Raw genomic sequence first — 15,587 nt, forward strand, 5'->3', positions numbered from 1 at the left:
CGGGAGCATAGATAACTATGTGACCGGGGTGAGTGAGTGCAGCCAACAAAGAAGCAACTTGAAAGATAACGGGTATGATTAGTTTCTTGCTTTACTGACCAGGCTGATAATAAATAACACCGCAGCGCACAGAACAACAGAAGGCCCGGCTGGGGTGTCGTAAAGGGCAGAAAAGGCTAATCCGCCAGTGACGGAGATTATACCCGTTGCAATAGCGATACCTGCCATTTGTTCAGGCGTACGGGCAAAACGGCGGGCGGTAGCGGCTGGAATAATCAGGAGCGAGGTAATAATCAAAGCGCCGACAAACTTCATTGCCAAGCCAATGGTCAACGCGGTTACCAGCATTAACAGTACTCTCAGCCGCTGTATTTTAATGCCATCGACAAAAGCTATTTCTTGGCTGACGGTCATAGAAAGCAGGGCGTTCCATTGCCAAAACAGCAGTGTGGTGACAATAGCGACACCGATCGCAATCAACCAGATATCTTCATAAGTGACTGACAGTAAGTCACCAAACAGATAAGCCATCAAATCAACTCGCACATTAGACATTAAACTGACAACGACCAGTCCTAATGATAATGCGCTGTGGGCCATAATTCCCAATAAAGTATCAATTGCCAGTTGAGGGCGTTTTTCCAGCCAGACCAGAATGATTGCTAATATCAACGTGACAGCGATAACCGCGTAAAAAGGGCTAATATTTAGCAATAATCCGAAAGCAACGCCTAGTAATGAGGCATGCGCCAGAGTATCGCCAAAGTAAGACATTCTGCGCCAGACAACAAATGAACCTAATGGCCCAGCCGCAATGGCTAATAATATTCCTGCTAGCCAACCGGGAAGTAATAATTCAAGCATCAGTGGCACATTCCCTGTTATTTTTCAAAACAATTTCCCCTTTCAGATCATGATGATGATTATGCTGATGTCGGTATACTGCTAATTGTCTGGCCCCATGGTGACCAAACATAGCGATAAATTCAGGGTGAATAGAAACGACTTCAGGTGTACCGGAACAGCAAATGTGTTGATTAAGACATAAAACTTCATCTGTTTTCGCCATTACCAGATGCAAATCATGGGATACCATAAGTACAGCACAATTCAATTCAGTTCTAATTTGATTGATTAAATCATAGAGCGCTAATTGACCATTAACATCGACTCCTTGTGTTGGTTCATCAAGAACTAATAATTGGGGTTTATTTAATAGCGCTCTGGCTAATAAAACCCGTTGGCTTTCTCCGCCGGATAATTTTTGCATGGGTTGTTGCAATAGATGAGCAGCTTTGACCCGCTCAAGTGTTGGCAATAGATCGGCAGATTTTACACCGGGTTTCAGCATCATAAAGCGTTTGACGGTTAATGGCAGGGTGGGGTCAAGATGCAACTTCTGTGGAACATAGCCGATTCTTAACCCATCGGTACGTTCAATGGTGCCGGATGACGGCCCAACAAGCCCCAGAACAACACGGACTAATGTTGATTTACCGGCACCATTAGGCCCTAACAAAGTCAGGATATTCCCTTGTTGCAAGCTGAGGGAAATATTGTTTAGTATCTGACGATTGCCAAAGGTAACGGCAACATTTTTTAAGGCGATAAGTGTAGGCATGCTAAATATATCTTGCGTGAACATTGAGATGTTATAATATAACAATTCTTGCTTATGTCCACGAGATATTTACATTATGTTACACAAATCATATAAACTGACGCACAAATTTTTCTGCAAAGCTGCGATTGCCACGGTTTTAATGTCAGGAACAATACAATCCGCTAGTGCTGATGTCGTAACCTCAATCCGCCCGTTGGGTTTTATTGCTTCTGCAATAACAGATGGGGTAACTGATACACAGGTACTGTTACCTGATGGCGCATCACCGCATGATTATGCATTGAAACCGTCCGATCTTAAGAAAATTAATCAGGCAGATTTAGTTGTGTGGGTTGGACCTGATATGGAAGTCTTTTTGTCTAAACCGTTAGCCAAAGTTCCACAAGATAAGCAGCTGGCTTTAGCACAATTGCCAACGATTAAACCATTATTGCTGAAAAATAATGAAGATTTACACGAACCAGATCAGCATAAACATGAAGACGGTCATGAACATCATTCTCATGGCGAATATAATATGCATATCTGGCTATCGCCAGAAATAGTGAAACAGGCTGCTCAGGCGATCCATGACCAATTATTGATGCACTATCCGCATAAAAAAGCTGCACTGGACGTAAACCTACGTAAATTCAACGTTCAGCTTGCGCAAACTGACAAAAATATTGCTAATATTCTTAAACCGGTGCGCGGTAAGGGGTATTTTGTTTTTCACGATGCTTACGGTTATTTCGAACAGCATTATGGCCTGACTCCACTAGGGCATTTTACGATTAACCCTGAAATACAACCTGGCGCACAAAAATTACATCACATACGAACACAATTGGTTGAGCAAAAAGCAACCTGTATTTTTGCTGAGCCACAATTCAGGCCGACCGTGATAAATGTTGTCGCGAAAGATACGGGAGTGCGCATGGGCACTTTAGACCCGTTAGGAAGCCGCATTGTATTGGATAAGGACAGCTATATGAAATTTATAACTCAGTTGTCGGAACAGTACGCAGGTTGCCTGAATTAGAGTAATAAGGAATTCTATTAGTGCAACAGATAGTTAAAACTATCGTTCTGGTGTATAGGGAGTTACCGCGACCGCATAAGATTATGCTTGGTTCGTTGACTGTAGCAACATTGGTTGTCACGATGTGGCAGCCGATTGCTTATCATCATGAACAAGAAGAAATCACAACGGGTAGCATTGCTATCAATACTCCCGCAGCAAATACCGATGAGATTATTGCGGATAGTAGTGAACAATTACCGGATGAAGGTATTCCTGATGAGGAAACCAATTCGGAAGCCACCGCTCAAACTCCGCATGAATATATTGTCTCTGACGGTGACACTCTCAGTAGTATTCTGACTCAATTTGGTATCGACTCTTCTGATGTGGCGTTACTGGCTAATCAGCACCGCGTGTTACGGGGGCTTAATATCGGACAGCCATTGTCATGGACAGTAAACGAAACGGGTGACTTGCAAAGCCTGACCTGGGGTGTTTCCCGTCGAGAAACCCGCATTTATACCCGTGAAGGTGATGTATTTAAAGAAACGAAAGAGTTTCAAAAAGGTGAATGGAAAAATAGCGCTATTATAGGTGTTGTTGATAATAACTTTACCAGCAGTGCTTTAAATGCGGGTTTAACCAGTAGCGAAGCACGTGAAGTCACCAAGGCACTACAATGGCAAATAGATTTGCGTAAATTACGTAAAGGCGATCGTTTCTCTGTACTACTTTCCCGTGAAATATTGGATGGTCACAGTGAACAAAGTCAATTACTTGGTGTTCGTTTGAATAGTGGTGGTAAAGATTATTATGCAATCCGTGCGGAAGATGGTCGTTTTTATGATCGAGAGGCTTCCGGTCTTGAGCGTGGTTTTTTGCGTTTTCCAACAACCAAACAATTCCGTGTCTCTTCCCAATTTAATCCCCGGCGTGTGAATCCGGTGACAGGTCGGGTTGCGCCGCATAAAGGTGTGGATTTTGCCATGCCAGTGGGAACCCCTGTTTTGGCGGTAGGGGATGGCGAGGTTATTGTCTCTAAATATAATGGGGCAGCAGGTAACTTTATTGCTATCCGTCATGGTCGCCAATATACCACCCGCTATATGCACCTGAGAAAACTATTGGTGAAACCGGGGCAGAAAGTGAAACGCGGTGATCGTATCGCACTGTCCGGTAGTACCGGTCGTTCTACTGGCCCTCATTTGCACTATGAATTCTGGAACAATCAGCAGGCAGTAAATCCATTAACTGCGAAATTGCCGCGTTCTGGTGGTCTGAGTGGTAAAGAACGCACAGAATTCCTGGCGACGGTGAAAGAGGTGACACCTCAGCTTTTGCTGGATTGAGTTTAACTGATCATAAATAACAGACTTTAAAGCGGATGATTGATATCATCCGCTGTCGTTTTGTATTGCAGAACAAGATATGTTGACATTTGTTGATATAGATTCCTGTATTAAAATGGCAAATTATCGTTTTGTTTTAAAGAGTTATCTCATGCATAAAGAGACAGATACAGACAGTAAAGTGGGTTATGTGCCGACATTTCATAAATCCTACCTGCATCCTCGTTACTGGGGAATATGGGCGGGAGTGGGGGTGTTGGCTGGGCTAGCTTATGTTCCAGTTAAACTGCGTGATCCTTTGTTGGCGAAAATAGGATGGTTGGCTGGTAAATTTGCAAAAGGGGCGCGTCGCAGAGCGAGAATAAACCTGTGTTACTGTATGCCGGAATTGACTGGACAGCAGCGCGAAGCATTGATTGATAAAATGTTTTCTACCGCGCCTCAACCTTTTGTCATGTTAGCTGAAATTTATTTACGTGGTACAAAATCAACGTTAAACCGGACTCATTGGCATGGCGAAGAGATTATTCTTCAACTGAAAGAGCAGGGAAAAAACGTTATTTTCATGGTTCCTCATGGCTGGGCTGTGGATATTCCTGCGATATTACTGACGGCGGGTGGACAGAAAGCAGCGGCTATGTTTCATCATCAAAAAAACCCAGTATCAGATTATTTTTGGAATAAAGCTCGCAGTCAATTTGGTGGTCGCTTACATTCCCGTGATGCTGGAATTAAACCTTTTATCACCACTGTTCGCCAGGGTTTCTGGGGATATTATCTTCCTGATCAGGATCATGGTGAAGAACACAGTGAATTTGTCGATTTCTTTGCAACTTATAAAGCAACATTACCGGCAATTGGGCGATTGATGAAAGTTTGTCGTGCGGCTATTGTTCCCTTGTTTCCGGTTTATAATTACCGTACTCACCAGCTTGATATTTATATTCGTCCACCAATGGATGATATTGATGGCAAAGATGATGCTTTTATTGCTCGCCGGATGAATGAAGAATTAGAACAATTAGTGCGACCAAATCCTGAACAATATACCTGGATACTTAAATTGCTTAAGACCCGGAAAGAGGGTGATATTGAGCCGTATAACAGAGAAGATCTGTGATTCTAATCACGAGATATACCTGTTATCTTTCAAGTTGCCTCTTTGTTGGCTGCACTCACTCACCCCGGTCACAGAGTTATCTATGCTCCCGGGGATTCGCTCCCTTGCCGTCGCGATCCATCTTGAAATCCATTGGGTATATATGTGAAAGTCATCATTACAGTTTGAGAATTTAAATTGCCCCCTAATGCTGGATATAATATCCAGTGATTAGGGGGTTTTATGATGAAGCATGTTACTTACACTTAAAATATCAGGACAACATTTATGCGGCTATGGTTTGTTTTATTGTCTCCAACAGACCGCCGGTTCCACAGCAAGAACCATCATAGTTTGGATTATGTTTCCTGTTAGTCACTCGATCGTGAGGGCATCCGCCATTACATAAGTGAAACCATTTGCATTGATGCATTTTTTCGTATGATTCCCTCTCCTCTATAAGATGGTTTTTATTTGTATTTGATTTAACTAATAAATTTCCAAGATCATTATCGATAATTGAACCATAATTATTCCCTTCGGCACCAACATATTTGTCACATGCTGATACAGTACCGTTGGGTTCCAATGTAATGATTTCCTGAGAACAGTTACCAGCCCAATAACAATCTGATATTTTCTTTTGAGATGATTTAATACTATCAATAAATCCATCAAACAGACGAATATTTATTTTACCTTTATAACCATCCCACCAGACCCGGAAAACATTAGAAAGGAAATTGATATAATTATGGTAAGTTATATAACTTCCTCCAGGATCGTCACCTGGCTGACACCGGTTATCTGGCACAATATTTAGAAATTCGATATCTGTTAAACCAATTTCGTAAAAATAAGAGAGCATTTTTTCGATATTTGATTCGTAAACATCTCTATCGACGACAACCAGTGCACCGTAAGGTATGCCATAACTTCTTAATTTCTTCATACCTGCAGCAACTTTATGAGATGTTGGCCTTCCTCTGTAATCTAATCTTCGGCTATCGTGTATTTCTGGAATACCGTCAACGCTTATACCGACTCCCATTCCGATACCTTTAAGGAATACCAACCAATCTTCGGGAATATTGACGGCATTGGTTTGTACCGAATTAGTGATAACTTGATCTGGTTTTTTAAATTGTTCTTGCAACCAGATTAATTTCTTAAAATAATTAACATTCAATAAGGTGACTTCACCACCGTGCCAAACGAATTCGAATCGCTTTATATTGGGTATGGATAAGAAACGGTGCATAGAGCGCATCAAGTTAAAAAACGTTAAGGTATTCCCTTTTCCTTCAGCCCAGGAATGACAATAAGTGCACCTCAAGTTGCAAAGCCTTGTAGCTTTAACAACAACAACTAACTTATTGGCATTGACCACTTCAGGGCTAAATTGTATGCCGATTTCCTCATTATATAGAGCCAGTTCATCATCATCTAATATTTTTTCGGCAGGAATTTCACCAATAATCCTACAAGCTAGTTGCCTGTAATTAATTTTAGGCGATTTCTTGAGAATCGATGATCCGTCTGAATCTAAATGTTTTATTGGGATTATAGTATCCATAACGAACTCCTTCATGTTATTTATACCTGTTATCTTTCAAGTTGCCTCTTTGTTGGCTGCACTCACTCACCCCGGTCACAGAGTTATCTCTGCTCCCGGGGATTCGCTCCCTTGCCGTCGCGATGCATCTTGAAATCTATTGGGTATATGCTCAAACAAGCAAATGGCCATCCTTCATTGTTAATATTCTGTCGGAAAATGAAGCCGCTTCTACGGAATGGGTTACCATAACAATAGTCGTGCCGTTTTCATTCAGATCTTTCAGTGAAGATAAAATATTCTGACCATTTATGCTATCCAGGTTCCCCGTCGGTTCATCAGCTAATAAAATAGTGGGGTTTGAGATCATTGCCCTGGCGATAGCGACACGTTGCTGTTGCCCACCAGATAATTGTATCGGTTTATGATTTCCCCGATTTTCTAATCCAAAATTATTTATTGCATCAAGTACTTTATTCTTTCTCTGCTTTTTAGAAAAACCTCTATATTTCAAAGGTAATTCTATATTTTCAAATACGGTCAGATTGGGTAACAGATTGAATGATTGAAAAATATATCCAATAAATTCGCGTCTGAATGATATTTTCTCAGAATATTTCATCTTTAAAATATTATTATTATCCAGTGTCAATTGACCACTGTCGATGGTCTCGAACATGCCAATAACATTCAGTAATGTTGATTTCCCTGATCCAGATGCTCCCATTATAGAAATAAACTCACCTTTATCTATATTGAGATTTATTTCATTCAAAACATTTGTTTGAATGAATTTCGTTTTATATGATTTACAGACATTCATCATGCTAATCATTTTATTCAATCCTTACGGTATCATTATTAACCAATCTATTCTTACCAAAGCTAACTATTGTTTGCCCTTCAGTAATACCATTTTTGATCTCAATATCAGAGCCATTATCTTGGCCGGTGGAGACCTGAATGCGCTGGGCAACTTTTTTATCTGGATGGTAAATAAACACATAGCTCTTGTTATCAATGGAGAACACCATAGATGAAGGGACAGAGAATATTTTCCTATCTTCATCAAGTTTAATGATGATATCAACTGATTGACCTCGCTTGAAATCAAGTGCTTTTTTATCTTCTAATTCAAATCTGACTTTGAAAGTTCCATTATTCACCTCAGATGAAATCAATTTCACAAGCAAAGGTGTTTTTCCATTATTATAGACTAAATTAGCAGATGAGTTGTATGTTATTTTGTTCAAGTAGTATTCGTTGATTTCTGATTCGAAATAAAAACTTGATAAATCATCAACAATAGCTATTTGATCGCCAGGTTTTAACCGTTGACCTAAAATTAAATCTAATGAACTTATATTGCCTGCTATAGGTGATTTTATTGAAAGTTGTTCAAAACCATTTTCAATGATTTCAGAGAGCTTTCTCTGTTTTTCAACAAATTCGTCTATCTCTTTTAATTGCTTTGATATGTCACGATCTTTATCATTTTTTAATTTTTTGTAAAATAGATAAACATCATGCCAATAGTCTTTTTTAATCTTTAAATCAGAAATGGTTTCTTTAGAAACATAATTTTTATTTACCAGGTTATTATATCTTCTTGACTTATCTTCTGTTTCTTTTAACTCTTTGGATGCTTCTAAGAATCTGTTATTGATATCTCTATAATCAGATTGCAAGCTTATTCTTATGTTTATTAAATTATTCAGTTTATCTGTAACGTCTGCTAACATTGCAGAATTATTCAATGTGAAATTAAAGTTAGATAATTTAACTATTTCTTCTCCCTTTAAGACATTTTGTGATGGTTTTTTCATTATATCGGTAACGATTCCGCCAATCTCTGTTGAGATCGATACGCTTTTATTAGGAACAACAACGGCTCTTGTTTTTAAAATATCACTATCTATTTTGCTGCTGATACGAAATTTTTTGACCTCATTTTCATTCACGGAAGCTTCTTTAGATGAAATGACATAATAAGCCATAAATACGATAAATGAAATAAAAGCGATAAAGAAAATAAGAATTAATAACTTCTCTTTATTATGTATGCCTTTTTTTCTGATTTCTATATCCATGATTAATCTCACAAAAATTTAGTAGCAGATAATTTTCTATAATTCATCAAATAGGTAATGATCATTATAATAACGGTGAATATCATTGTCGCAGATAAGGCGAGAGCGCTATATACAAAAGAATCAGTGTAAATCACATTATATTCGCCGAGTAAATAAACCAAAATGGTTCTTCCTGATATATATGCTATGAAAATTGATGCAATTATAGGAATGACGCTTTTCGATAAAAAATGGATAAGATTTGTATAAATAGAACCCCCAATGGACTCCATTATACTTAATTCCTTTTTCATATGGTTGAAATCAGTCATGCTGGTAGTAAAGCAGGCTATAATCAATAATAATATTGAGAAAATAGCGACAGCAGATGATAGTTTTATTACTTTTAAATAATTATCATAATAATAACTGAATAAATTGCTGGTTAAATTAATTTCATTTTTATCAAAGCCATATGCTAGCAATTCATTAAGTACCGGTGAAAGGTTATCTATGTTATTTAAATTTAGTGAAGCATATTTACTCTGATCCTTTTTTATAAAAATAACTATTGGCTTGAATGGTTCATCTATAGCACCTAAATTAAAATCTTCTATAATCTGAATAAACCTGATTTGGATTTTTTTACCTTCTATTGTATACCAATAGTAGTTGTTAAAAATATCATCGTACTTGATAATTCCATTTTGTTTCAAAAACTCTTTTGTCACTAATGCATTAACAACATCAGTATTATCGCTTTGGTATACTCGTTTGTCATTACCCGCTAATATTTTCATTTTCCAGACGTCAGTAAAGTTCTCGTCTGCAATAATGACATTTGAAGATATATAATTATTTATATCTTGTTGGCCAGAATAATAAATGGTTATATTGTCTCTTGACATGTCAAATGGTTGCCAGTTACTAAGTGTTATTTTTGAAGTGCTATATTTGCTAGCAAGATCATAGCTTAATTCATTAATGCTTAATTTCTTGTTATTGTCATTATTAATGGTGATTGATATTGTTTTGGTATTATCATATGGAGTATGTACATCAACAAGATGAATATATTGATTAACTAATCCAGTGACTAAATAGATAGAGATGCCAGAAACAAGCAATTGAATAGCCAATGATGATTTTCTAAACCAAGAGGATAAGGTTGATTCATATCTCATATCCATTTTTCGGTTTCTCTGATAAATATAGAAGCGTAATGAGAATGAAAAATGTATTGATGAAACAAGAATAAACGCAATAAGAATAGAAAATATCCCAAGATATATCAAGTTGTTTGTTTCTAAAGTGTAAAATAGGTTTTTTATATATAGGGATGTATTGAATATGGTTATGATAAATACTAAGAAAATAAGAGTGGAAAATACCATTCTTACCAGCATTATTGGTAGTGAATCACAAATAATATTGAAGGTCGATGCACCCAACGCTTTTTTTAATTGATAGATATCCCTTTTTTCTGATGAATCAGCGGAAGTTAAATTATAATAGTTTGTTAACGCAGCAAATAAAATAAATGTGAATGCTATATATGAGCTATAGATGACTTCCTTTGATAAACCAATAGCAATTTCATCAGGTAATTTGTCTTGATAATGAATATCTTTTAATTTCTTTAATGACAAATGAATAAATTCACTGGCAGTAAATGGAGCACCTGGAAGATTGGATGCTTTTGTTTCAATGATATTTTTGAGAAGTATATCTTTATTAAATGTTGTATTTTTATCAGTAAATTTTACAAAAATATAAGCGTGTGTATCATACCAATTGAATATTTCTTTGTTGTAGTCTTTTATAAGGTTTGGTTTAAATGAAATAATAGCATCCATATTGAGACTCGAATCATGACGTCTTTCTAAGATATCCTTGATGATATAGGTTTCATTATCCAGAGTAATAGATTTTCCTTTGGGATCTTCCAGTCCGAGATATCGGTTGTTGAAATCTTTTGTGATATAAATCTCATTTGCTCCCAGGGTGTTATCTGCTCTCTTAAAGGGAGATAAGGTATTCAGGAATTCATGGCTCACTGCAAACACAGGAACTTTAGTGATCTTTTTACCTTGTAGTTCAATGGTCGTATTAAGTTTGAAAATGTAGTCTACATGATTTACTCTTGCATCTTTTCTCAGTTCATCAATGAGTGGTAGTGGAGATTTTGCTGATCTTACTTTTTCTCCGTTAGGTAAATTGAATGTGGTTTCTACCCGGTAAAAGTTGCCATTATCCTGATAATAGTTATCGATTTTAGTATCTGAATAGAAGGCGGTAGAAAGTAAATAAAGGGCTAGTATTGCTATTGATACCGAGAGTATCGATACCGATATATTGAAACGCTTCATGGATTTTGAGATGTTAATAGCGTTCATTTTGTAGCTACCATTCCTTTTCTTGAGATTAACTTTTATAGTATTTAGATACCGAGATCTTCGTCTCTGTTTCTGAGTATTTCACATAATATACATAAAGATCCAACTAAAATGTTTTTTTCTGTCAATATTGATTTTTTATCGCGTTTTTACTCTTTTTAGTTACTGGAGTGTATTATGTTTTTATGTAGAAATTAGAATATGTAATAATATTAGTGGTAAAAGGTAGTAATATTCAAGGGTAAAGTTTTAGATTTGAGGAACTTATCCATATTGTTCAAATTATTATATTAACATGATGAAATTATTTAGGGTAATCCTAATAAATTCATAGGATTACCCTATGGTTAAGGTTTAATAAATGTCTTAATTGGAGGAATTAAATTTCCTGAAAGCTTTTCGACCAATTCCAGGCAGTGATTTCAGGAATTTTTGACTTGCTGCTTAACTCATTCAGCGATTTTTCAGTAATTGAGAGTTCGGTTTCTTTGAATGATGCAGCAAGAGAATTTAGTGCTTCTTGAGTTTTGCAAGTTTCAACTGAAATGTTTTGCATGATAATCTCCATTTTGTTTTACAGATGGTTAATGAGATAATTTACGATTTCCTTCGAATAAAAATATGGTCAGGAAATTCTTACTTCCATATGGAAAATGCTGATATCAACGCCCAATTAATAATACTATGTTGAATAATTGTCAATGTGTTTTTCTGTTTTTTATGACTCAATCTAAAAGATAAAAATTAAATCTCTTAGATATGTCTGGTTATTACCTTACAATGAAAGATTAATAACATCCTTACCCTATTTAGATAGGGAATCTTTTTGTCCAGTTCCAGGCATTAATTTCAGGGATCTCGGTATTACTGGCTAATTCGTCCAGAGCCTTTTCCGTAATTGATAGTTCTGTCCCTTTGAATGATGTGACAAGGGAATTTAGTAACTCTTGATCTTTGCAGGTTTCAATAGGAATATTTTGCATGATATTCTCCGCTCACATTTTCAGATGATTAGTTAATTGATTGATTATTTCCTTTAAATACAAATGTATTGTCAGGATGTCTCTTGTTCTATATCCATATGAAAAATGCTGATATCAGCATTTAATTAATAGTACTATGTTAAAGCATTGTCAATGTGCTTTGTTGTCTTTTATGACATCGCTTAAGAAGTAAAAATCTGGATTTTTGGATGTATCAGGCAAGTATCGTCTTGCAGGATTTAATTTTATAGGTTATGAGAATTGATTTAAGTCGTTATTATTACTGTTATTTAAAGTAAATGTATTTAACCTGAATTTAATATCATATTTTATAATATATAGTTAAAATATTTCTACAGTAAAACATTAGAAGAGATAAAAATTATCCTTTTGAGGTAGAAGGTTCACTATTATAAACGGCCTGAGTTATATCAAATAATTATTGCATTATGATCATTAAGTTGCCGATTAAATTTCTGGTCGATATCAATATAAAATTAAGGCGCACAGTTCGGGTGCGCCCCTTAATTTCTGTAGTAATGTTTTATTCCACTTCAAGAATACGGCAGGTGTTAGTGCTGCCAATTGTCCCCATTTGGTCGCCTTGAGTAACCAGAACAAGGTCGCCGGAAACCAGATAACCTTTATCACGCAGACGGTTAACGGCCTCATTAGCGGCTGTAATGCCGTCAGTATGACTGCTGCAATAAACCGGTGTAACGCCACGGTAAAGCGCCGTTTGGTTCAATGTTTTTTCATGACGCGACATAGAGAAAATGTGTAAACCAGAACTGATGCGGGACATCATCCGAGTGGTGCGACCTGATTCGGTCATTGCGATAATCGCCTTCACACCTCTTAGATGGTTTGCTGCATACATGGTAGACATGGCAATGGCTTCTTCGGTACTTTCGAAAATAGTGTCTAACCGATGTTTGGATACATTGAGTCCTGGCATTTTTTCTGCCCCCAAACAGACCTGAGCCATGGCAGCAACAGTTTCAGCCGGGTATTGGCCTGCGGCTGTCTCAGCGGAAAGCATCACTGCGTCAGTACCGTCAAGAACTGCGTTCGCTACATCCATCACTTCTGCACGGGTAGGCATTGGATTGGTAATCATGGATTCCATCATCTGAGTAGCGGTAATTACGACGCGATTCAATTGACGGGCACGACGGATCAATTTTTTCTGAACACCGACCAGCTCTGGATCACCGATCTCTACGCCGAGATCACCACGGGCAACCATTACAACATCGGAAGCCAGAATAATTTCGTCAATAATTTCATCACTGCTGACGGCTTCAGCACGTTCAACTTTTGCCACGATTTGCGTTTCGCAGCCGGCATCCCGCGCCAGACGGCGGGCATAATTGAGATCTTCGCCAGTACGAGGGAAAGAGACGGCGAGGTAATCAACGCCAATTTTGGCGGCGGTGATAATGTCTTCTTTATCCTTTTCGGTCAGAGCTTCAGCGGATAAGCCTCCACCTAGTTTGTTGATACCTTTATTGTTAGACAGCTGGCCGCCAACAGTGACTTCCGTGAATACTTTCATGCCCTGAACTTCTAATACTTTCAGTTGAACACGTCCATCATCCAGCAGCAGAATATCACCCGGTACAACATCAGCGGGTAATCCCTTGTAATCGATACCGACTTTCTCTTTATTGCCTTCGCCTTTATTAAGGTTGGCATCAAGTAGAAATTTATCTCCGACATTCAGGAAAATTTTGCCCTCTTTAAACGTTGATACGCGGATTTTAGGTCCCTGAAGATCGCCAAGAATAGCGATATGGCGGCCTAGGCGGGCTGCTATTTCGCGGACTTTATTGGCACGTTGGAGGTGATCTTCTGCCGTGCCGTGGGAAAAGTTGAGGCGGACTACGTTTGCACCCGCAATAATAATTTTTTCAAGGTTATTATCGCGGTCGGTAGCCGGACCAAGGGTAGTAACAATCTTCGTTCTTCTGAGCCGTCTGGACATGTATTACTCCGTTGACCTGTGAGTATTTATAAAAATAATCAATAATCTATTAATTATCCTATAAAACGAGTAAAAAAACCTCTTCGGCAATCCAACTATCAAGGTTGGTTACAGATTACATTTTTAAAATTACCGTCAGTATATGCTATCAGTCTGACAATTTAATAAATAGTGAACAAAAACACAGCATTATTCTAGAAGCTATTTATCTGGTATACCTGCCATCTGTTTATTTTGTTCCTATTTATATAATGGCTTAAATATTTTTATATGGGGGGATTATTATGCTAAAAAATGCAGTATGGAAGGTGATAAGGCTTCCTATGACATACTGACCGGGGATAACCGATGATGTTTGAGCTGTGTTTTAGGATGGATGTAGTCACCAAGAAAAAGGGAGTGATATTGATAAGCAAATTAGGTCCACTGGATTGTATTGACAGTGAGAACATTCTGAAACATTGGATAGAGTTCCAGTTGGTGGATGAGCGTGCTGGCTTAAGGAAAACTAAAATAACTTGACAATGAGTAGCTGCCTAAGCTAATTCAATATTCATAATGAACGATGGATGATACTTTGCTCTGTTATATCACCGAGTAAACCCTAATTCTTTCTATCCTAATATAGTATTTAGTCATATGCTCTCCGTATCTACGGAGATGAACCGTAAATGAAGTGGTAATTCAATTTATTTCAACCACTGTTCCCTGTGCTTACGGGGATGAGAACGGGATTAACCTCAGGGTCGAGTGAATATCAGCAGCAATGCTATTGGTGACTGGAAAATAAAATAACTTGACAAGGGTTATCTGCCAACTCTATCTAAATATGAACAATGGATTATCGCTTTGTTATGTCACAGGGTAAATCCTGACGTTTTCTATCCTAATAATCCTAAGTATCGGTTCTTCGTATCTACGAAGATGAACCGAGAATAACAGCGTGGTCATTCGATTGACTGTCATCATTATTTACCTGTATTTACGGGAATGAGAACCGCTGGTGTTTCTGGGTGTAGTCGCAATTAAAGAAAGAGGCGTGATATTGTTGCTGATATTCGACAGAGGGATACTTTATTTTTACAGATGGACCACCAGTTGAAACAATCACTGATTTGCACTCAACAGGATAAACAGGGTCTGTTGGCTTTAACTCGCTATACTGATAATGCGATAGGGATTGAAGAAAACTGACTATGATAAATATGAAAAAATACTTACCGATATTATTAGTCATATTCATATCAGGCTGTGCTGATCCGAATGAACCGCTTTCGCCTCCGAAAGATAACCAGTGGATCATCGTAGAGGGGGTAGCACCGAAATACACAAAACCGTCTGTATCCGCAGTGTATATATCAAAAGACTGTCTTAAATCTCAGTGGCATGCGGATATGTCGTCTTATAAGGTACCGACCTATCACGGATTACGTCTGGATGTGAAGGCTGATCCGCAAACGGGTTACTTTCAGACGAAATTACCTTTTAATGGTGGAGTTCCGCCGGTGTCGGGCGTGGT

Annotated in this window: 13 protein-coding genes and 1 pseudogene; 5 read left to right on the forward strand and 9 right to left on the reverse strand. The window is 37.8% G+C overall.

All coding sequences use genetic code 11. The features are described from left to right. Positions 1 to 78: 78 nt before the first annotated feature. On the reverse strand, positions 79 to 864 hold the full coding sequence (znuB, locus tag C5469_RS02450; RefSeq protein WP_166301864.1) for a zinc ABC transporter permease subunit ZnuB: 786 nt from the start codon (positions 862 to 864) through the stop codon (positions 79 to 81). Further along, entirely contained in the window at positions 857 to 1,621 is a 765-nt protein-coding gene (gene znuC / locus C5469_RS02455; protein ID WP_166301867.1) for a zinc ABC transporter ATP-binding protein ZnuC, read from the reverse strand. Before znuC ends, znuB begins: the two co-directional genes overlap by 8 nt. Positions 1,622 to 1,697: 76 nt before the next feature. Here znuC and znuA point away from each other — a divergent pair, with 76 nt between their 5' ends. From znuA to lpxM, 3 genes are all read left to right on the forward strand, one after another. Continuing rightward, positions 1,698 to 2,645, forward strand: coding sequence for a zinc ABC transporter substrate-binding protein ZnuA (gene znuA / locus C5469_RS02460; RefSeq protein ID WP_166301870.1), 948 nt, complete (start codon positions 1,698 to 1,700; stop codon positions 2,643 to 2,645). Between the two features lie 20 nt (positions 2,646 to 2,665). After that, positions 2,666 to 3,976 (forward strand): murein DD-endopeptidase MepM, encoded by a 1,311-nt coding sequence (gene mepM, locus C5469_RS02465; protein WP_166301873.1) that lies wholly within the window; start codon positions 2,666 to 2,668, stop codon positions 3,974 to 3,976. A gap of 151 nt (positions 3,977 to 4,127) precedes the next feature. Then, complete coding sequence (lpxM, locus tag C5469_RS02470) at positions 4,128 to 5,096, forward strand: lauroyl-Kdo(2)-lipid IV(A) myristoyltransferase (protein WP_166301876.1); 969 nt, start codon at positions 4,128 to 4,130, stop codon at positions 5,094 to 5,096. Between the two features lie 265 nt (positions 5,097 to 5,361). Here lpxM and darE read toward each other — a convergent pair whose 3' ends face one another. The 7 genes from darE to pyk form a co-directional block, all read right to left on the reverse strand. Further along, complete coding sequence (gene darE, locus C5469_RS02475) at positions 5,362 to 6,651, reverse strand: darobactin maturation radical SAM/SPASM protein DarE (RefSeq protein ID WP_166301879.1); 1,290 nt, start codon at positions 6,649 to 6,651, stop codon at positions 5,362 to 5,364. A 151-nt stretch (positions 6,652 to 6,802) separates the two neighbouring features. Beyond that, positions 6,803 to 7,465 carry a darobactin export ABC transporter ATP-binding protein gene (darD, locus tag C5469_RS02480; protein WP_166301882.1) on the reverse strand — a complete coding sequence of 221 codons (663 nt, stop codon included), beginning with the start codon at positions 7,463 to 7,465 and terminating at the stop codon, positions 6,803 to 6,805. A 1-nt stretch (position 7,466) separates the two neighbouring features. Beyond that, the gene (darC, locus tag C5469_RS02485) at positions 7,467 to 8,720 is read right to left on the reverse strand and encodes a darobactin export ABC transporter periplasmic adaptor subunit (protein ID WP_166301885.1); all 1,254 of its coding nucleotides are present in this window, start codon (positions 8,718 to 8,720) and stop codon (positions 7,467 to 7,469) included. 8 nt (positions 8,721 to 8,728) lie between these two features. Further along, complete coding sequence (darB, locus tag C5469_RS02490; protein ID WP_166301888.1) at positions 8,729 to 11,098, reverse strand: darobactin export ABC transporter permease subunit; 2,370 nt, start codon at positions 11,096 to 11,098, stop codon at positions 8,729 to 8,731. Between the two features lie 379 nt (positions 11,099 to 11,477). Then, positions 11,478 to 11,654 carry a darobactin family peptide antibiotic gene (gene darA / locus C5469_RS02495; RefSeq protein WP_166301891.1) on the reverse strand — a complete coding sequence of 59 codons (177 nt, stop codon included), beginning with the start codon at positions 11,652 to 11,654 and terminating at the stop codon, positions 11,478 to 11,480. Positions 11,655 to 11,907: 253 nt separating this feature from the next. Beyond that, on the reverse strand, positions 11,908 to 12,081 hold the full coding sequence (darA-b, locus tag C5469_RS02500; RefSeq protein ID WP_166301894.1) for a peptide antibiotic darobactin B: 174 nt from the start codon (positions 12,079 to 12,081) through the stop codon (positions 11,908 to 11,910). Between the two features lie 544 nt (positions 12,082 to 12,625). Further along, positions 12,626 to 14,068 carry a pyruvate kinase gene (gene pyk / locus C5469_RS02505; protein WP_166301897.1) on the reverse strand — a complete coding sequence of 481 codons (1,443 nt, stop codon included), beginning with the start codon at positions 14,066 to 14,068 and terminating at the stop codon, positions 12,626 to 12,628. 348 nt (positions 14,069 to 14,416) lie between these two features. On the opposite strand from pyk, the gene C5469_RS02510 reads away from it, so the two are divergent. After that, positions 14,417 to 14,590, forward strand: coding sequence for a hypothetical protein (locus tag C5469_RS02510; RefSeq protein WP_166301900.1), 174 nt, complete (start codon positions 14,417 to 14,419; stop codon positions 14,588 to 14,590). A gap of 674 nt (positions 14,591 to 15,264) precedes the next feature. Next, positions 15,265 to 15,564, forward strand: a pseudogene (locus tag C5469_RS02515) (hypothetical protein); the annotation flags it as partial. Positions 15,565 to 15,587 lie beyond the last annotated feature (23 nt).

Source organism: Photorhabdus cinerea, assembly GCF_011189575.1.
Taxonomy (GTDB): domain Bacteria; phylum Pseudomonadota; class Gammaproteobacteria; order Enterobacterales; family Enterobacteriaceae; genus Photorhabdus; species Photorhabdus cinerea.

Excerpts from the sequence above, each read along its gene's own strand:
- znuB (WP_166301864.1), bottom strand. The coding sequence starts at position 864 with ATGCTTGAATTATTACTTCCCGGTTGGCTAGCAGGAATATTATTAGCC.
- znuC (WP_166301867.1), bottom strand. The coding sequence starts at position 1,621 with ATGCCTACACTTATCGCCTTAAAAAATGTTGCCGTTACCTTTGGCAAT.
- znuA (WP_166301870.1), top strand. The coding sequence starts at position 1,698 with ATGTTACACAAATCATATAAACTGACGCACAAATTTTTCTGCAAAGCT.
- lpxM (WP_166301876.1), top strand. The coding sequence starts at position 4,128 with ATGCATAAAGAGACAGATACAGACAGTAAAGTGGGTTATGTGCCGACA.
- darE (WP_166301879.1), bottom strand. The coding sequence starts at position 6,651 with ATGGATACTATAATCCCAATAAAACATTTAGATTCAGACGGATCATCG.
- darD (WP_166301882.1), bottom strand. The coding sequence starts at position 7,465 with ATGATTAGCATGATGAATGTCTGTAAATCATATAAAACGAAATTCATT.
- darC (WP_166301885.1), bottom strand. The coding sequence starts at position 8,720 with ATGGATATAGAAATCAGAAAAAAAGGCATACATAATAAAGAGAAGTTA.
- darB (WP_166301888.1), bottom strand. The coding sequence starts at position 11,098 with ATGAACGCTATTAACATCTCAAAATCCATGAAGCGTTTCAATATATCG.
- darA (WP_166301891.1), bottom strand. The coding sequence starts at position 11,654 with ATGCAAAACATTTCAGTTGAAACTTGCAAAACTCAAGAAGCACTAAAT.
- darA-b (WP_166301894.1), bottom strand. The coding sequence starts at position 12,081 with ATGCAAAATATTCCTATTGAAACCTGCAAAGATCAAGAGTTACTAAAT.
- pyk (WP_166301897.1), bottom strand. The coding sequence starts at position 14,068 with ATGTCCAGACGGCTCAGAAGAACGAAGATTGTTACTACCCTTGGTCCG.
- C5469_RS02510 (WP_166301900.1), top strand. The coding sequence starts at position 14,417 with ATGATGTTTGAGCTGTGTTTTAGGATGGATGTAGTCACCAAGAAAAAG.